Here is an 18,207-nt window from a genome sequence, read left to right on the forward strand (position 1 = left end):
GGCCATGCGCTCTACAGGATGTAAACGAGTTCCCATGAATCGCATCAAGCTTGCACTTTGGCTGCTGCTTCTGGTGGTGACCGCTGCCTGGCTGGCAGCCGACACCCTGCTGCCGCAGCCGCTGACGTATTTCGCCTTCCGTACGGTATTTGTCCAATACTCGGGGGTCATTGCCATGGCAATGATGAGCGCCGCGATGATCCTGGCAACGCGGCCACTCTGGCTGGAGGGGCACCTCGACGGGCTGGATAAGATGTACCGTCTGCACAAATGGCTGGGTATCGGTGCGCTGATTGTCAGCACACTGCCCTGGTGGTTTGCCCAAGGCACTAAATGGATGGTTGGCTGGGGCTGGCTGAGCCGCCCGGAGCGGCGCCAGGGCGGCAGCGAACAGGTGCTCCCAGTCATTGAACAGTGGTTTCGCAGTCAACGCGGCCTTGCCGAATCCATGGGCGAATGGGCGTTTTACGCTGCCGCCGCGATGATCGTATTAGCCTTGGTCAAGGCTGTCCCCTACCGCTGGTTCCGCAAAACCCATAACTGGCTGGCCATCGCCTATCTGGTACTTGCCTGGCACAGCCTGATCCTCATCAAGTACGAGTACTGGATCCAACCCATCGCTTGGCTGATGGCCGTATTGGTAGTGGCAGGCAGCGCCTCGGCGGTACTGGTGCTGCTTGGCCGCGTTGGGCGCCGTCGCCGTCATCCAGGCCAGATTGAAGAGCTAACCCACTACCCCGGTATAAATGTCGTCGAAGCCCGTATCGCGATGGACGCTCGCTGGCCCGGCCATGCGCCGGGGCAATTTGCCTTTGTCACCTCCAAGCCGGGCGAAGGTGCTCACCCCTACACCATTGCCTCTGCCTGGTCTGCCGACAACCCGGAGATCACCTTCGTTGTCAAAGCCTTGGGTGACTGGACGCGTCAGCTAAAGGATTGGCTCAAGGTCGGCATGCAGGTGCAGGTTGAGGGGCCTTACGGCCGCTTCGACTTCTCTGACCCGACACCTCAGCAGATCTGGGTTGGCGCAGGCATCGGTGTCACACCCTTTATCGCGCGGATGAAGCACCTCGCCCAGCAGGGTGGTGAGCATAATGTCGACTTTTTCCATATCACGACCGAGGTTGATCAGGCCGCGATCGACAAGTTGAGCGCTGATGCCGCAGCAGCGGGGATTCGTCTGCACATCCGCGTCTCCCCGCGCGACGGTCGCCTTACGCCCGAACTGATTCGCAGCACCGTGCCCGGCTGGCAGCAGGCGAGCATCTGGTTTTGCGGGCCCACCCCGTTCGGGCAGGCTATCCGGGCAGATTTTGTTCAGCAGGGTTTGCCTGCGCAGCGGGTGCATCAGGAGTTGTTCGAAATGCGCTGAGGCGTGCGGCGACAACCAGACCGCAGTGCATGGCCGGCTCAACCGGCATGGCGCGTTGCTCCCTGTCAGTGGGGATAGCGCAGGCATATTAAGCTGGCCACGATAAATCATTGAGCCAAATGATGCTTGAGCTCCCCTCGCCTTTGCTGGTATCCCATCACTCGGCGCGGCCTGCTGCCCTGCCCGCTGTACCGGCAGCATTATGTCCCCGCGCCCGATACCACCCAAATGGGAGACATCACCATGACGCTGCACGAAGCTGATTTTCTTGCCCGCAAAGGCAAAAAGCCAATCACCATGCTGACCGCCTACACCTGCCCGGTCGCCCGTGGCATCGAGGCCGCTGGCGTTCCGGTGATTCTCGTCGGCGATACCGTGGGTATGGTCGAGATGGGGTTTGAAAGCACCCGTGATGTGACCCTGGAGCACATGGAGTATCACATTGGCGCGGTTCGCCGAGGTGCGCCCAACACGCACATCATTGGCGACTTACCCTATCTGACGGACGCCGAACCGCATATCGCCCTGACCAGCGCCCGACGCCTGATCGCGGCCGGCGCCAACAGCATCAAGCTGGAAGGCCCGAAGGACGAGGTCATTCGCCACCTGGTCGCCAATGGCATCCCTGTTGTCGGCCACACCGGCCTGACGCCGCAGACCGCGACATCGTTCAAGAAGGTCGGCACCAACGACGCCGACGCCCAGCGTATTCTCGAAGAAGCCAAACGCATTGAGAGCGCAGGCGCGTTTATGGTCGTGCTGGAGCATATCCCCTATGCCCTTGCCGATGTGATTACCCGGGCGCTGAGCATTCCCACCATCGGCATTGGTGCCGGCCCCGACTGCGACGGCCAGGTGCTGGTCATCAATGACGCGCTCGGACTAGGCGACTACTGGCCGCCCTTCTCCAAGCAATATGCGCACGTCAGCGACACCATCCTCAAGGTGGCTCGCGACTTCACTGCAGAGGTCGAATCGCTGGAATTCCCCAACAACATCATTCAACTGACCGGGACGGGCCGACGCTAAGGCCCACAGGCGGCGCTAGCGCGCCGCCTGTTTCAATACCTGGCAGCGCGCAACCTGCTGGACATTCTCACGTCTCACACGCAAAATCTCGCCGCCGCCATGGAAGGCACGGTGCCATCACGTATGCCTTCCTGTCGGGCGAAATAAGGCTTGAAGGAAGCCGCACTACAATAAGGATACATACGTGAAGAAATACGGAAAGATTGCGGCAGCTGCCGCCGCACTATCACTGATGACTGGCTGCGCCACCGGTCTCAGCTCCATCCAGGAGCGTGAATACAACGCCATGCAGGCACAAGGCGTATTGGTTGAAGAGAAGAATCCGACGACGGGAGCTGTTCTGGGGATTCTGCCGGGCTTCGGTTCGTTTTACGCCCGTGAGCCGGGTTACGGCTTCGTCAATCTGCTGTTCTGGCCCCTCTCTATTCTTTGGGACCCGGTCAGCGGCTACGATGGCTCCAAAACGATCAACTACGACATCACCAAGCACAAGCTGAAAAGAGAGATGGATGCCGAACTCTCAGCGCTCGACGACAAGCTCACCGTCGGCGAAATAGACAGCGCTGCCTACATCCTCAGCAAGCGCGAGATTGAGCAGAAATACGATTTCTACTGACCGCGCGTTGGTGGGCAGTCGTATGCACCGCGACTGCCCTCAGCTACACCGGCCGGTTAATACTGCTTTGCAAAATCCTCCTTGGGCACGACGCCCGCGAATGTCATGATGCGCCCTCCTGTTCCGGGAGGGTTCCATGCTCACACTTTTTCTCACCGCCGCCGCCCTTGGCCTGATCTTCAACGCAGCGCCCGGCGCCGTCTTTGCCGAAACCGTACGCGAAGGCGTTCGTGGTGGCTTTCGCTCGGCGCTGGCTGTTCAGATTGGCTCTTTGGTGGGGGATGCAACCTGAGCCATATTGGGCCTGGCAGGTGTTGGCCTGTTGCTGCAGATGCAGGCGCTGCAACTGCCCATCGGTATAGCCGGTGTCGCCTATCTGCTCTGGCTATCCTGGGACTCATGGTCCGCGGCCAGCCAAGAATTCACAGTGAGCGCCACTGACGGCGCGACCGATACGCATCGTGCCTTGCGCGCCGGCGTGCTGCTGTCCATTACCAACCCGCAAAACGTCGCTTACTGGGCTGCGCTCGGCAGTGCGATGGGCGCCGTTGGCGTGGCAGAACCGAGTCTCACTGATTACGGGATGTTCTTTGCTGGCTTCATGGCCTCTTCCCTGCTCTGGTCAGTTATCTGCGCAGCCATTGTGGACCGGGTATTCCGCAATGCGGGTCAGCGTTGGACAAAGCTGACGTATCGCCTTTGCGCCATCGCGTTCCTGTTGCTGGCCTTGTCGTCACTGAAAAACCTGATGCAGATGACCACCAGCTCCGCAGGCAGGGTCGCGACGCAAAGCACACTCGTTGACCTGCAGCACTGCCCAACAGCACAGCTGCACACAACGTGGCCGGCTGCGGTCTGAGTCATGTTTCAGGACCTCGGCGCTTAACCTGAAGGCACTGGTAGCCTATGGTTAGCCTTTCCCTTCAGCACGCACGGAGCATTTATGCTGATTCCCTTGCTGGTCAATTTGTTCATGCTGTTCGGCTGTATGGTGCTGTTTTTCGCCGCGTGCGGCATCGCCAATAATTGCGACAACCTCACCGCGCTGGAAAATCGCATTATCAACAGCAGCCTGTTCGTACCCGGGCCGCTGCATCTGGTCACGCTTATTGCGATGGCGCTTGATGTGCTGTCTCTGCTGCATATCAACGACGTACGCTGGTTCTATCTGCCTGCCGGTTTAACGACGCTGTATTGGGTTGCGTTGGTGACAATCAATGCGCGCAAAAATCGCTATCTGCACACTGACTGAGGCTACCGGATCATTAAGGCATGATGCCGACAGCTCAAAACCGACCCTCCAATCCGCCTGAAGGATAAGACCATGGCTGACGTTAAATACCCCATTTCCGGCTCCTGCCAGTGTGGCGGCGTAAGCTATCAGCTTCTTGCTGCTCCAAAGGCGGTTGTTGCCTGTCACTGCCGCGAATGTCAGAAACTCTCCACCAGCGCATTCAGCATCACCGCGTTCGTAGAAGAAGAGAACATCCGTTTCAACGGCCCGTTGGCAAGCTGGAGTCGTGTCGCGGACAGCGGAAACGTCAATGACGCCGCGTTCTGCCCGACCTGTGGCAATCGAATCTACCATTACAGTAAAGCCCAGCCCGGCATCATCAAACTCAAACCATCCAACCTGGATGACACCCGCATCATTAATCCCACGCGGCACGTCTGGGTGAGTTAAAAGCAGGAGTGGTACCCGATCCCCGAGGGCGTAGAAGTCTTCCAGCATCAGCCCTGAGTGGCAGGCAAGTTTCGAATGCCAGGCTGAATTTTGGCGTGGTATGCAATCATCCGTTGCAATGATAATAATTCTCGTTTAATTTCTGACACCGCACTGTTCCACTCAGCAAGCGGTTGCCATGTCATACCCCGATTCCTCATCGTTCGTCAGCGTTGAAGCGCTCTACACTCGCCATAACAACTGGCTGCGGACCTGGCTGCGCCAGAAGCTGGGCTGCCCTCAGCAAGCTGCGGATTTGGCGCAGGACACCTTCGTGCGGGTTCTGCTGCGCCGGGATCCGATTACGAACTCGGCACCCCGCGCCCTGCTGTCCACCATCGCTCGCGGACTGGTCATCGACCACTGGCGCCGCAGCGCACTGGAACGAGCATGGCTGGAAGCGCTGGCGCAAATCCCTGAGGCGTACTATCCATCGGCAGAGCAACAGCAGATCACGATGCAGAGTCTTGAACGCATCGCTCGCTTGCTCGACGGTCTCAAGCCGCGTAGCCGTAATGCCTTCTTGCTGCACCAACTGGCAGGGCTCAGTTATCCGGAGATCGCAGCGCGCCTGCAGGTGTCTACTCGCACCATTGAACGTGATGTCGCGGCCGCCCTATTGCAGTGTTACCGCGCCTGCTACGAGGAACGCTGACCATGCGCCCGCTCGGCGATGAGACGGTAAAACACGCCATTGCCTGGCATTTGCAGCTGAGCGCCGCCGCCGAGCCGCGCAAGTTGGCCGAACGCATAGATCAATGGTGCGCTGAACACCCGGACCACGCGCTCGCCTGGCAACGCTTGTGCCGAATGCAACAGGAACTCGGAGGATTGCGCCAGCACCTGCCCTCTGCAGACGTCAGCATCTCGTTGCTGCACGACGCCCATTGCGATGTCGATCGCAGGCGCACCATCAAGATGCTGGCAGTTGCAATCGCGGTTGGCACCCCTGCCAGTTGGCTCGCCAGCCAGCACCTAGGTAAGCAAGCGGATATGACGACGGCCACTGGCGAGCAGGCCGAGCAACTGCTTACAGACGGCACACGGGTAAAGCTCAACACCGATTCAGCGCTCGACGTCGAGCAGCTTCAGGGGATGACCAATCTATACCTGCGTCGCGGAGAGGTACTCATAGACAGCCTGCAAAGTCGCCAGCCACTGCGGTTGTACTGCGCACTTGGAGTCTGTCAAAGCGAGGGCGCCCGTTTCAGCGTCCGCGAGCAGCAAGGCGGCACCCTGGTCAGCGTACTGCAGGGTGATGTCGAGATAGCTGCGGTAAACCAGCAACGTCGTGCCAGCGCTGGGGAAACGGTGTTGTTGAGCGCAAAAGGCATTCACGAAGTGCACTCAGCGATTAGCCCGGACAGCTGGACCCGAGGCATGTTGGTAGTCGACAACATTGCGCTGAGCGACTTCGTTGACGAGCTGGCACGTTATCGCCAAGGCCTGCTGGGCTGCGATCCTGCGATCGCGTCGCTGCGGTTATCCGCCGTGTTCCAGCTCGACCAGCCAGAGCTGCTGCTCGATGACCTTACCGGAATACTTCCCGTGCGCGTCATCCGTCGCGCCCGCTGGTGGGTCCGTGTGGTGCCTGCGTAAGAGAGCGGCCGTCATCAAATTTTTTTGTCGGGGTTTGGAGTCTCGTTCGGTATCCAGTAAAACAACCCTGCACTGGAGCCCTTACCATGCAACAACGCCCCTCTTCCCTTCGCTGCGCAACAGCACTGTGCCTTGCGATCGCCAGCGCCAGCCTCGCGCTGCCAACCAGTGCGGCGGAGCCCACCAGCACCGTTCTCTCCGGACTGAATATTCCTGCCGGCCCCTTGAGTCAAAGCCTGAGCGCATTTGCTCAGGCCAGCGGCATTACGCTGTCTTATTCGCCGCAACTGGTGCAAGGGCTGCGCAGCAATGGGTTGCAAGGCGCCATTAGCGTAGAAGCGGCGTTGGACAGCCTGCTTGGCGGTACTGGGCTCACCGCCCGTCGTGGTAACGCAGGCTACGTAATCGTCGATGCGACCGACGATGGCAGCGCCCTGCTAGCCCCGATTGACGTTGAGGGTGTTGCGCCAAATCAGACCGGGGTGGCGCCGGTTGCTGGCTACCACGCCAGCGTCAGCCGCACCGCGACCAAAACCGATACGCCGCTGCTGGAGACCGCGCAAGGCGTGAGCGTGGTCACCGCCGAGCAGATATCGGACCGAAAACCAGTCAGCATCGAAGAAGCAGTCGCTTACACCGCGGGCGTCAGCGTTGGCGCTGCCGGGCTTGACCCTCGCTTTGATCAGGTCCGGATTCGGGGCTATGCCGCGACCACCAACGCGGACTATCTGGACGGACTGCGTCAGGCCAACAGCGGCTGGCTCTCCTACTTCAGCAGCGAGCCATTCAGCCTTGAGCGAATCGAAATCCTCAAAGGCCCAGCATCGGTACTGTATGGCCAAATCAGCCCCGGCGGCATGGTCAACCGGGTAAGCAAACGCCCCAGTGAAGACGCGGTTCAGCAAGTTGAATTACAGGCCGGCAGCAACAGTCACCTGCAAGGCCAGTTCGACATCGGCGGCCGGCTGGACGCAGAAGGCAACGTACTCTATCGACTGGTTGGCGTCGCCCGCGAAGCCGACACCGATATTGAACAAGTGCCGAACGACATCGCCCTGCTGGCACCCTCGCTCACCTGGCGTATAAACGAGCAGACTGACCTGACTCTGCTCGCCCAATATCAAGACCGCGAAACCGCAGGCTCACCGCGGCCCTATCAAAATGGTGACGTGCTCACTGACTTCTGGCCCGGCGACGAGGACTTCGACAAACTGGAGCAGGAGCAGGCGCAACTGGGCTACGAGTTCGAGCACCGCTTCAACGAGACGTTCAGCGTGCAGCAGAATGTCCGTTACGGGCATACCGACACCACCAATCAGTACACCGGCTCCAGCCTGCAATCGGGCAGTACCACGATACTGGATCGCACTGCGTACGGCGTGTACGAGCAAATGAATACGGTGACCACCGACACTCGCCTCACCTCTCGCTTCAGCACCGGCGCAATGGATCACACCTTGCTGACCGGGCTGGACTACGCCTGGCTGGACTTCGACGTTGAATACACTTTGGGCAGTGCCCCAAGCATCGACATGAGCAATCCGGATCACAGCCAATCCATCCCACGCCCAAGCACGGTTCTGGTAGACCAGAGCGGCACCAGCCATCGGAGCGGCGTATACGTGCAGGATCAGATCGCACTCGACAACTGGCGTCTGTCCGCAGGTCTACGGCAGGACTGGGCCAATACGGAGAAGACCAACAATCTGACGGGAGTCAAAACCAAGACCCACGATGATCAAACGACAGGTCAAATTGGCGTGCTCTACCTGTTTGACTCCGGTATCGCTCCCTACTTCAGCTACGCCCAATCGTTCCTGCCACAAACCGGCAGCGACCGTTTTGGTAATGATTTCAAACCAACCGAAGGTGAACAGTTCGAGCTGGGGGTGAAGTACCAGCCACCGGGCACCAGTACCTTGCTAACCGCCTCACTCTACCATCTGGTCCAGAGCAACAGCCTGACCCGCGACCTGACCGACAGCACCGGGAGCTTCAGCACACAGAGCGGTGAAGAAACCTCTCAGGGTCTTGAACTCGAAGCGGTGTCTGATCTGACCAACGATCTGCGGATGCTCGCCAGCTATAGCTACAACCGAGCTGAGGTCACCGAAAGCAACGACGGCGACGAAGGCAATACCCCAATCCTGACACCGGAGCACCTCGCCAGCTTGTGGCTCGACTACACCCTGCCCTCGGGTATGTTGCAAGGCCTCGGGGTTTCCGGCGGTGTGCGCTACTCCGGCAGCAGTTACGCCGATGCAGCCAACACCAGCAAGAACGAGGCTTACACGCTGGTAGATCTGGGCGCCCACTACGACCTGCGCGGATCGCTGGATGGCATTCGGTTGGCGGTCAACGCCAAGAACCTCACCGACAAAAAGTATCTGTCCTGTGAGGGGAGCTACTGCTATCGGGGCGCCGGCCGCTCGCTGATCGGCAGCGTCAGCTACCGCTGGTAACTAAACCTGCCCCCGTCGAAAGCGGGGGCAGTTGGAGAATACGATGCCCTTCCTTCACCTACGCTCCAGGACGAAGGCGCTGCTTGGCGCCCTGTGCCTCACCTTTACATCTGTTTGCCTCGCGTCCGAGACGCCGGTCACCTTGACCGGTACCGTAGAGTGGCAAATGAACAGCGAACGCGGCCAGCCCTACCGGATTCTGATCAGCCTGCCAGAGGGCGACGTGCCCTACACCGGCGGCTACCCAGTACTCTACGTGTTGGACGCCAACGCGTATTTCGCCAGCTTCCACGAAGCCAAACGCGCCCAACGTGCTTATCGCCACGCCATCGTTGTTGGGCTCGCCTACCCCGGCGAAGAGCCCCTGAACTTTTTACGCAGGGCCTGGGACTTTTCGCCCCCCGTGCCTGAAGAGCGCAACACCCCGCCGCAGGGCGGCCAGGATGAGTTAATCAATTTTCTGGCTGACAAACTCATGCCAGCGATAGCCGAACGTTTTCCGGTCGATGCTGATCAGCAGAGCCTTTTTGGCCACTCCTTTGGCGGCATGTTTGCCATCCATACGCTGTACCAACGGCCTGAGCTGTTCAATCACTTGGTGGCCGCCAGCCCCAGCATCTGGTGGAACGATCGCTTCCTGTTGGTAGAAGAACGAGCATTTGTGGAACAGGCAAACAGCGGCGACCTCAACCTGACTCACACCAGCCTTGCGCTGATGCTTGGCGAACGAGATTCGCCACAGGAGATTCAAGACAGCCAGGCATTGCAGCAGCGTCTCGCCCCACTCTCGTCGCACGGGCTACGCACCAGCTTTTACGTCGAACCCGGCGAAGACCACATGTCGGTCCCGTTCAAACTGGTCAACCGTGTATTAAGGGAGGTTCTCACCGCTCGCCAACGATGATCTTTAATATACCTCGGGGTTTACACTGTATTTTCATACAGTATTATAGCTGCAGCTGAGCGCCTCTAGCGCTCGTTCTTCAAAGCCAACAAGCCAGAGGTGCGCATGGCCGTTGAAATTGTTTACCGCAGCAGCAGAGACCCGGAGCAACTGTTCATGGATAAAGCCCAAGCCGACCGTCATGACAAGATGCTGGAGCTGGCCGAAGGCCTGGGTGAGGTGCTGCAAAAAGCGGTGCCGCAACTCGGAGAGCAGCTGGCAGAGGAAGTCAGTATCTATATGGCTCGCAATCGAGAGATTTTTGCCAAAGCGTTCAAGAGCAATGCAGAGGCGCTCGCCGAGCTCGAAGAGCCCGGCGAGGCCTGATCGCCATTACTCGTACATCCAGAAGTTAGGGTGCGCCTGGATCGGCTGCTCGCTCGCTTCCTGATGTTTACGACGAATAATGCGTTTGATCATGCTCATGGTGATACTCCCTGTGGTGGTGTTTGGCACAGGGAGATAATCACCCGCTCAGATGCTGGCGTGAAATCGAATGCGCTTATCGTTGCGATTGGCAAAAACTTGCATCGTGAATCGCGAGCAACATCGCCTCATTACTGCAATGCTGGCGGATATAGCGCTTCGTCATACCGGCGCCAGTACTCCGCCTGCATCGTTGCTGGCACCAGCCAGCGTGACACTGCTCGCAAATACTCCTCGCTTCGCATCAGCGGCGGCAGAGCCTCATTTATTGCAGCCAGGACCTCATGACCTGCCGGACTATTGCTGCAGCCAACGGCGCCCAGGATAACTTGGCCGCGTGTCTCGCTGATCGGCACGAAGGTCAGTGGCGGCTGATTCACCATCTCTGTCGGCATATGGTTTAAGACAAAGCCGTACTCGATGATCACGTCAAACCGACGGTGCTGGAGCATCGCCAACGCGCCAGTGGTTTCGTTTGCGCCCACCCGCTGCACAACATCCAACTGGTCTCGATTGGCGTTCAAGATGCCATCCAACGCGCTGCCGTAGGTACGCCCGGCTATGTGGCCCAGGCTGACAACCTGCTGATCCAGCAATGTGCTAAGCGACACAGCACCGTCAGATTCCATTTGCAGGGTACGAGCGAAAGCGCGGGTAGTGATCAGTCCATGCGGCAGATACATCACGTACGGAGCTGACAACTGGTAGTGATGATTTAAAGGAGGCTCATGAATCATGGTTGCGAAACACAACGGAGCATAGCGCCCCCAACTCTGCTCAAGCCGACTGAGCGGCATTTGTACCGTGCGATGGCGGTATTGAGGCAATGCGCGTTCAAGCATGCTCTGAATACGATCACCGAAGCCCGTCTCGCCATCCGGCGCATCAATCAGATAGAACGGCGGCGCGTTATTCTTTAGCCAGGTAACCTCGCGCTCAGGCTCAGCTGCTGATGCAGCAACAGCACAGATCAAACCCATGATCAGCCCCAGCGACCTTACCGTCACACAGTTACTCCCTGCCTCCTATTTGAATCAGGACACAGTATAGCCATGACTTTGCCACTACAGGCAAGGTGCCCGGCCGCAAAGACCGGGCGGATATATCAGCGTATTCCCATACAGTTGGCATACCAGGTGACCGTAGCCGGCCAGTCGGAAAAAATACCAATCACGCCGACATCACGGGCCAGCACATCAACCACCTCATACATGTCGCCGTCGTTGTTGATGGCCTCAGTGATGCTTTGGTAGTACCAGCCACCGCCGTTGGCCAGGGGCCCGGAGCGCTCCAGCGACCAGGCGATCATGTCGAGACCGGCAGCGCGTGCATTCTCGGCGTAGTCCGAGGGCACAATGTCCCCGCGCCCGTTCAGGGTCAGCATTTTCCAGATCGCCGGCGCCAGCACCTTCACGCCCTGCGCCCGGAGCGACTCCATATAGGCCAGCGAGGCGGTGTCCGGAGTAATGGGGGATTCATCGAGAAAGACCGCCTGATCGGCAAAGTCCGGCATGTCGTTAATCCAGAACAGCACATCATCCAGCTGAAAGGATTGCGGCCAGACTTTCCGTGGGTTGACCCCTGCATCCAGGTATTCCTGCAGCATCTGACGCGCGTAATCCTGCTGGCTGTAATCGCCCTCAAAAGGCATCTCTACTACCGGCGTCTTCAACTCAGGCGTCATCTGAACGCCAAGGCTTTTGAACAGGTCGATGCTTTCCTGTTGGGTCATTAGCGTGCCGCGGCTGGCGTACAGGTCCGTGCGCCAATCAGCCGTGCCCTGTACATATTGTTCAGGGGTTGTCGCATCCGGGTTGAAAGCATCCATCTTGCCTTCCAGTTGTTTGAATTCGGCCAGAGTGATGTCACTGGTCCGGCATTCGGCCTGCGCCTGGGTGCCGGCCGCCGGGTCAGCCGGCACGAAAGGCTGGGTGCACTTGGCGTTGAGCTCAGGGATGGTCACGATATTGGTGGTGGTGTGCAGATCGTTCTGGGCATGACGGCACACCAGTTGCCGATCCTTGGTAAAGGCGACGTCACACTCCAGGATCCCGGCCCCCATACGCGCCGCTGCGACGTAGGACTCACGGGTGTGTTCCGGAAACTGCAGCGGTGCACCACGATGGCCGATGGAGAAGCGCGAAGAACGTGGCTTTTGTACCTCACAGCGCTGCAGGCGGCGTTTGAGGGGGCTGTCGTCCATGTCATCAACCAGCCACTGCGGCCGCGGGCCAAGCTGAACCGGTTGGTGTCCTCGCTCATGGCGATGTTCGCCGCGACGCTCATCGCCCTCATATCCGCGCTCGGGCCCACCAGCAAAGGCAGGAAGAGTCAGGGCGCTCGCCGCCCCGGCGAGTAACAACGACAAGGTCAATGCAGAAGGTGTCATGTCAGGCTCCATCTGAGTAATGAGAGTACCACCCAGCAAGCCTCACCCAGCGCCCGTGACAGTCTGGTGAAGCGCAGGCGACTAGCCCCATGCGTGTGACAAAGGTCGCACATTGGCACATTTAACGTAACTTTTTGTACTCGACTCACGGCAATTCGCCGAATGGCGATACAATCCGCGCGCCCGTTTATCCGGGTTTCGCTCACTCATATCCCTGCCGCAATCCGGTCCGACGCTGTAGCGCTCCGACCCGCTTGCAAGGAGTCAGTTCATGTACAGGATGTTTGCCACCGTTGCACTTGCCCTCGCTGCGACCCAGGCGCAGGCCAAGGTCGATGCCGCTCAAGCCGAGCGCCTCGGGCGCGATCTCACCCCACTCGGCGCAGAACAGGCAGCCAACGCCGACGGCAGTATTCCGGCATGGACCGGCGGCGTTACCCCGCCTGCGGGCTATCAGCCTGGCATGCATCACCCAGACCCCTACGCTCAGGACCGGGAACTCTACCGCGTTGATGCGAGCAACCTGGCGCAATATCAGGACCAGCTGCCCGCAGGTCTGGCCGACCTGCTGACCCGTCATGCCGACTACCATATGCGCGTTTTCCCAAGCCGCCGCAGTGCCGCCGTGCCTGAACGCATTTATCGCGCCACCCGCGAGAACGCCACCCGCGCCGAATTGATCGCCAACGGCAACGGTATTCGCGGTGCTGCAGCGGGCATCCCCTTCCCTATCCCGCAGGAAGGCATGGAAGCCATCTGGAACCACATTCTGCATTACAAGGGTGAGCAGAATCACTTCATCAATAATCAGGCCGTGGTCATCAACGGCAACAGCAACCTGATCAAGCGAGATCGCGCGATCTACTACGTCTACAACCGCGAAGGCATGACCACCGCAGGGCTCGACAACACGCTGCTCTATTACAAGTACGTGGTGACTGCGCCTGCCAAACTGGCCGGCACCGCTCTGGTAGTGCAGGACCCGCTGGACCAGGTGCTGACCACTCGCCGCGCCTGGCGTTACAGCCCCGACAGCCGCCGCGTGCGTCGTCTGCCGCTGTTGGCCTATGACTCGGTACAACCAGATACCAGCGACCTGGCTACCGCCGATGTGCTGGACTCGTTCAACGGCGCACCCGACCGCTATGAGTGGGATCTGGTCGGCAAGCAGGAAATGCTGGTGCCTTACAACAGCTACGCCGTTCATCAAAAGGGCATTGCCTACGAGCGCATCGTATTGCCGCGCACGCTCAACCCTGAGCTACTGCGCTACGAGCGTCATCGCGTCTGGGTGGTCGATGCAACCTTGCGCACCGGCTACAACCATCCCTACGCCGCGCGTCGTTTCTACGTGGATGAGGACAGCTGGCAGATTCTGGCTGTTGACCTGCGAGACAAGAACGGCGAGCTGATTGGCCTGCAGGAGAGCCACCCGATCAGCTACTACGAGGTGCCCATGTTCAGCAGCACGCTGGAAACGCTGTATCACCTGCAGGACAACAACTACTTTGTCGACGGGCTGGATAACAACGAGCCGATGTACAACTTCGACGCCAACCTTACCCCGCGGGACTTCTCCCCACAGGCGCTGCGCCGCGCTGGCAACTGATGCAGTAAAACAGCCGGCAGCCTGACAAGGGCTGCCGGCCTGCGGGTTACCTGGCGTTTAGCAGCCCGGACGTGGTTCGGCACAGGTTCTCGGCCCGCTGATGAATCTCTTCCATGATCGAGCTGACCTGCCGCGTGCGCTCGCTGCCTTCCTCTGCCGTGACGCTGACCGAGTCAATGGTCTCGGTTACTTTGCGCGTCAACTCGCGATTGCGCTGCACGACCTCGGCAATCTGTGAGGTCGATTTGCTGGTACGCGCCGCCAGGTGACCTACCTCATCCGCCACCACGGCAAAGCCTCAGCCCTGATCGCCGGCCCGCGCCGCCTCGATAGCCGCGTTGAGAGCCCGCAGGTTGGTAGCGCGCTCACTAGTAGTGATGAAGACACGGCGCCACCATACGGCCGCCATATTTCACCGGATACAGTACTAAAGGCGTATTTGTTTCCAATCCTGGGGCGCACAACCTGCTTTATCTCAAAGCGCGATCACAGTGCTTAACCCCTATAAAAATGGCAATTACGGACAGCCGTCAGGACCGCTTGGGGGCCGACATGCACCCCGGCAGTTACGCCGTTGTGGCTGCAAGCTCATAAGTAATAGCAGATTGCTCGCCAGAGCGTCCCCTTGAGCCGCGCTTGCAAAAGCCTGAGCGACCTGCCGGCAGATTGCGGAGCAGAGTACGCCCCCCGGCCACCGCCGGAGGGCGTGAGGGAATGATCAGTGCGCTGCCAAGTGCGGCTTGAGGATCTCGTACAGCGCCGGGCGGTTGGCCTTGATCTCTTCAGCGCTGAGGCCTTCTAGGGAGTGAGGGTATTTGAGCCAGGCATCGGTGCTGTGCAGATAGAAGTGCGGCTCCCAGTCCAGCTCGTTACGGCTGGGCTTGTAGTACGGCACGGCGACACGAATGTCGTGCGGCGTGTTCAGGCGGGCCTTGTTCTTCAATTCCTGGATGATCGCTTCCACCGAGCGGCCGGTGTCGAACACATCATCAACAATCAGCAGCGAGTCTTCATGGGTGATGTGCTTGACCAGGTAGTTAAGGCCGTGTACCCGCACTTCCTTTTCCTGCTGGTCGATACCATGGTACGACGAGGTGCGAATGGCTATGTTGTCGGTGTGCACGCCGTGGTAATCGAGAAATTCCTGCACGGCGATACCCATGGGTACACCGCCCCGCCACACCGCGATCATGAAGGTCGGGCGAAAGTCGGAATTTAGTATTTGTGCGGCCAGCTTGAAAGCATCTTCCAGCAAGCTTTGTGCACTCAGGTATTGTTTCTCAGCCATAAGCCCGTAAGCTTCTCCAGATGCGTTACCAAAGCACGCAATGATCACACCAGACGGAGTAGCCTGGCAACCCATGACCCAAGCAGACACATCCCAGCAACGCCCGCGCAATCGCCGCTTCCTGGACGAGAACCAGCTGATCGAAGACGCCTTCCGGCTCGGCGTGCAGATTTTCGAAAGCGGCTTTCGCCCTAATTTCATTGTTGGCCTGTGGCGCGGCGGCAGCACTATCGGCATTTACGTGCAGGAATGCCTGCAAACCCTTGGCGTCAAGACCGACCATATTGCCCTGCGGACCTCTTACCGCGGCATGGAGCACTATGATGCGATGGTCGCAGCTCCAGAGGCTGAAATCCGTGTACACGGCACCCACTACCTGCTGGACAACCTCAACCAGGATGATCGTCTGCTGATCGTTGACGATGCCTTTGGTACCGGCCATAGCGTGCAGGCGGTGCTCGGCAAGCTGAATGCACAGCTCAAGCGCAACATGCCGCTCGATACCCGTATCGCCACCCTGTACAAGCGCGCGGGGGCCGCCAAAACGGCACTGCAGCCTGACTTCTGCCTGCATACCACCGAAGACTGGCTGGTCTTTCCCTATGAAATGAACGGCCTCACCCGCAGCGAAATCGACAGCCACAAGCCCTATCTCAGCCCGATACTGGATTCGGTCGTAACGCCAAAATAGCCAGCGGCCACCCATATGGGTGGCCACGCTCGACGCCAGTCGCTGGCAGGGCTACTCTAAGCGAGCAACCTGTAATCATAAAGAAAAATAAAAATGATACGTCGACGGCTACTGCGCCAGCGCCGGCTTTGGCCAGCGCTCTGCGCTGCGATCACCCTGCTGGCTGCGCCTGTTGTCTGTGCGGAACAGACATCGCGGGAGCTGCGCGCCGGATATATCCACTTCCCGCCCATGGCCTACACCGATGAAAACGGCAAGGCGCAGGGTACAATCATCGACCTGACCAACGAACTGGCGGCTATGAACGGTTACCGCGTCAAGTGGGTCAACTATCCGATCAATCGTATCTACCGCACGCTGAACACTGGCGATATCGACTTCTGGCCCGGCTCACCCAATGTGCCTGCGCTCGAAGGCTTCACGGTGGAAAGCCAGCCGCTCGGTATCAGCGTCAAACTCTGCGCCTTTGCGCTCAATAGCTCGCCTGCGGTTCATTCTCTGGCCGACCTGCAGGACCGTTCGCTCATCACCATACGCGGCTACACCTACCGTGAGCAGCTCAGAGCCTTGTTCTCGAGCAACACTCGAGCCCCCATCGTCGCGCCCAACAACCAGGCAGCCATGCAATTAATGCTGCGTGGACGCGCCGACTATCTGATCAGCTACGGCCACCCCATGCAGGAAGCCATGGGCGACTACGCCTTGCACGGTACGCGCTGTCACAAGCTGGATGAGTGGCCACTGGTGTACGTGTTCTCACGCAAGAACCCGCACGCCCGCCAGATTGCCGAGCAGTTTGATCAGGCATTTCAGGTCTACCGTCAGCCTGATGCAGCACCGCAGCCGCTGCGCGGCAATCCGCAGAGCTTCGCCATTACACCTTGAGCCAGCACTCCAGGTTATCGCGCCGGCCTACTCGATAGGCGCCTGGCTTAGGCAGGGCATCAGCCAAACCAAGGCGCGCGAGCCTGGCACTCAGAGCTTGCTGACGTTCAGCGGGCTGTGCCTGCATTACCGCGCTGGCGCGCTGCAGCACGTACAGCAGATAGGGTTCAACGCCCACCTCAATATCAGCACCGCGAAACTGGGTCTGCACCATGCCGACCTGCCGTATCTGCGGCCGCTCACTGACGGGCGCCCTATCTGCAGGCTGATGCTCATCAAGCCAGCTCTGCAGAAACGCCAGCTTGTCGGTCAGTTCCGGGAAAATCTCGCCAGCGATGTGCTGCAACACCGCTTCCAGCGTTGCTGGTAGCGCGTCATCGGCAACAAAGCCAGGGTCGTGCTGCGGATATTCGACAACATCCAGCCCCGGAGCAGTCATGCGCTCAACCCAACGGTGCACCCGGGGAGCCCGTTGCTGCATGACTGCCAGCGGAACCGGGTCGCGCCCCAGGTGCGCAAACATCGGCGCGATCAGGCCGTAATCGGCAATCGATGGCCGCCAGCCCAGCAGGTACGGCATCTCCCTAAAGTGTGCTTCGAGCAAGGCGAGCAACTCGTGGTAGGAGCTTTCAATCAAGGGAATGCTCGCCTGATTAACCCCCAGGCGTGGCAAGTAGCTGCTCATACGCCCCATGATCTTGTCGGCCATCTCAGCGCCAGAACCTAACGTAAAGGCGCAGCGCAAAAACGCCTCCTGCTCGGCCCGGTAGGACCAACGATAATGCATGGCATGCTTGAGCATCGCCTGACAGCCGTAGTATTCGATAATGACCGCAACAATGCGCTGCAGCGGCGTTGATGGATACACCGGCCAGCGCACACCCTGCGCTTCGAGATGGTCGATGATATCGATGCTGTCCTGGATTACCTGCCCTTCAGGCGTTTCCAGTACCGGGATGATTCCGCGGCCGATTTGCGGCAGGATGCGCTCGGCAAAATCAGGGTGCCAGGTGGGCACTTCTACATAGTCGATGCCCTGGTTACGCAGGTAGCAGCGAACCTTGCCGGTATACAGGGAGTGGGAGGCGCCATACAGGCAATAGGGTGTAGCGGTCATCAAGAGCCCCGGCGTTATTGTTATCGAGGGGCTAGATACTGCCAGCCGCGCGGCTGCC

19 protein-coding genes and 1 pseudogene are annotated in these 18,207 nt (G+C 59.3%); 15 read left to right on the top strand and 5 right to left on the bottom strand.

The features are described 5' to 3' along the window. Nucleotides 1–34: 34 nt before the first annotated feature. The 12 genes from BM116_RS15715 to BM116_RS15765 all read left to right on the top strand — a co-directional run bounded on the left by BM116_RS15715 (nt 35) and on the right by BM116_RS15765 (nt 10,071). A complete protein-coding gene (locus BM116_RS15715) occupies nt 35–1,372 on the top strand; it encodes a ferredoxin reductase family protein (protein ID WP_083726342.1) in 1,338 nt (445 codons plus the stop codon). A 243-nt stretch (nt 1,373–1,615) separates the two neighbouring features. Further along, nucleotides 1,616–2,401, top strand: a complete 786-nt coding sequence (gene panB, locus BM116_RS15720; RefSeq protein ID WP_083726398.1) for a 3-methyl-2-oxobutanoate hydroxymethyltransferase — start codon at nt 1,616–1,618, stop codon at nt 2,399–2,401. Between the two features lie 184 nt (nt 2,402–2,585). Continuing rightward, entirely contained in the window at nt 2,586–3,017 is a 432-nt protein-coding gene (locus BM116_RS15725) for a hypothetical protein (protein ID WP_328586212.1), read from the top strand. Between the two features lie 136 nt (nt 3,018–3,153). Further along, a complete protein-coding gene (locus tag BM116_RS18995; RefSeq protein WP_211276265.1) occupies nt 3,154–3,309 on the top strand; it encodes a LysE family transporter in 156 nt (51 codons plus the stop codon). 6 nt (nt 3,310–3,315) lie between these two features. Beyond that, entirely contained in the window at nt 3,316–3,876 is a 561-nt protein-coding gene (locus tag BM116_RS15730) for a LysE family transporter (protein WP_268874576.1), read from the top strand. Between the two features lie 84 nt (nt 3,877–3,960). Beyond that, nucleotides 3,961–4,269: a hypothetical protein gene (locus BM116_RS15735; protein WP_083726340.1), complete on the top strand. Its 309-nt coding sequence runs from the start codon at nt 3,961–3,963 to the stop codon at nt 4,267–4,269. Nucleotides 4,270–4,341: 72 nt separating this feature from the next. Beyond that, a complete protein-coding gene (locus BM116_RS15740; protein ID WP_083726338.1) occupies nt 4,342–4,701 on the top strand; it encodes a GFA family protein in 360 nt (119 codons plus the stop codon). 178 nt (nt 4,702–4,879) lie between these two features. Then, a complete protein-coding gene (locus BM116_RS15745) occupies nt 4,880–5,395 on the top strand; it encodes a sigma-70 family RNA polymerase sigma factor (RefSeq protein WP_083726336.1) in 516 nt (171 codons plus the stop codon). Nucleotides 5,396–5,397: 2 nt separating this feature from the next. Beyond that, nucleotides 5,398–6,339 carry a FecR domain-containing protein gene (locus tag BM116_RS15750; protein WP_083726334.1) on the top strand — a complete coding sequence of 314 codons (942 nt, stop codon included), beginning with the start codon at nt 5,398–5,400 and terminating at the stop codon, nt 6,337–6,339. Nucleotides 6,340–6,425: 86 nt separating this feature from the next. Next, complete coding sequence (locus tag BM116_RS15755) at nt 6,426–8,801, top strand: TonB-dependent siderophore receptor (RefSeq protein WP_083726332.1); 2,376 nt, start codon at nt 6,426–6,428, stop codon at nt 8,799–8,801. 166 nt (nt 8,802–8,967) lie between these two features. Then, nucleotides 8,968–9,705, top strand: coding sequence for an alpha/beta hydrolase (locus tag BM116_RS15760; protein ID WP_235846778.1), 738 nt, complete (start codon nt 8,968–8,970; stop codon nt 9,703–9,705). A 105-nt stretch (nt 9,706–9,810) separates the two neighbouring features. Next, complete coding sequence (locus BM116_RS15765; RefSeq protein ID WP_083726328.1) at nt 9,811–10,071, top strand: YebG family protein; 261 nt, start codon at nt 9,811–9,813, stop codon at nt 10,069–10,071. Nucleotides 10,072–10,301: 230 nt separating this feature from the next. On the opposite strand, the gene BM116_RS15770 is transcribed toward BM116_RS15765, so the two are convergent. Beyond that, nucleotides 10,302–11,150, bottom strand: coding sequence for a TIGR02285 family protein (locus tag BM116_RS15770; protein ID WP_083726326.1), 849 nt, complete (start codon nt 11,148–11,150; stop codon nt 10,302–10,304). A gap of 125 nt (nt 11,151–11,275) precedes the next feature. Next, nucleotides 11,276–12,559: a glycerophosphodiester phosphodiesterase family protein gene (locus BM116_RS15775; protein WP_211276263.1), complete on the bottom strand. Its 1,284-nt coding sequence runs from the start codon at nt 12,557–12,559 to the stop codon at nt 11,276–11,278. A 271-nt stretch (nt 12,560–12,830) separates the two neighbouring features. Here BM116_RS15775 and BM116_RS15780 point away from each other — a divergent pair, with 271 nt between their 5' ends. Then, nucleotides 12,831–14,168 carry a DUF1329 domain-containing protein gene (locus tag BM116_RS15780; RefSeq protein WP_083726322.1) on the top strand — a complete coding sequence of 446 codons (1,338 nt, stop codon included), beginning with the start codon at nt 12,831–12,833 and terminating at the stop codon, nt 14,166–14,168. Nucleotides 14,169–14,214: 46 nt separating this feature from the next. On the opposite strand, the pseudogene BM116_RS15785 reads toward BM116_RS15780, so the two are convergent. Beyond that, a pseudogene (locus BM116_RS15785) lies at nt 14,215–14,529 on the bottom strand (methyl-accepting chemotaxis protein); the annotation flags it as partial. Between the two features lie 357 nt (nt 14,530–14,886). Beyond that, complete coding sequence (locus tag BM116_RS15790) at nt 14,887–15,456, bottom strand: phosphoribosyltransferase (protein ID WP_083726320.1); 570 nt, start codon at nt 15,454–15,456, stop codon at nt 14,887–14,889. 73 nt (nt 15,457–15,529) lie between these two features. Here BM116_RS15790 and BM116_RS15795 point away from each other — a divergent pair, with 73 nt between their 5' ends. Next, entirely contained in the window at nt 15,530–16,147 is a 618-nt protein-coding gene (locus BM116_RS15795) for a phosphoribosyltransferase (protein WP_083726318.1), read from the top strand. A 93-nt stretch (nt 16,148–16,240) separates the two neighbouring features. Beyond that, the gene (locus BM116_RS15800) at nt 16,241–17,032 is read left to right on the top strand and encodes a substrate-binding periplasmic protein (RefSeq protein ID WP_083726316.1); all 792 of its coding nucleotides are present in this window, start codon (nt 16,241–16,243) and stop codon (nt 17,030–17,032) included. Here the strand turns inward: BM116_RS15800 and BM116_RS15805 are convergent. Beyond that, a complete protein-coding gene (locus BM116_RS15805; protein ID WP_083726314.1) occupies nt 17,022–18,149 on the bottom strand; it encodes a glutathione S-transferase family protein in 1,128 nt (375 codons plus the stop codon). The two genes, BM116_RS15800 and BM116_RS15805, sit on opposite strands and share 11 nt — an antisense overlap. Nucleotides 18,150–18,207: the final 58 nt, after the last annotated feature.

The sequence above is a fragment of the Halopseudomonas pachastrellae genome (assembly GCF_900114765.1).
Classification (GTDB): Bacteria; Pseudomonadota; Gammaproteobacteria; order Pseudomonadales; family Pseudomonadaceae; genus Halopseudomonas; species Halopseudomonas pachastrellae.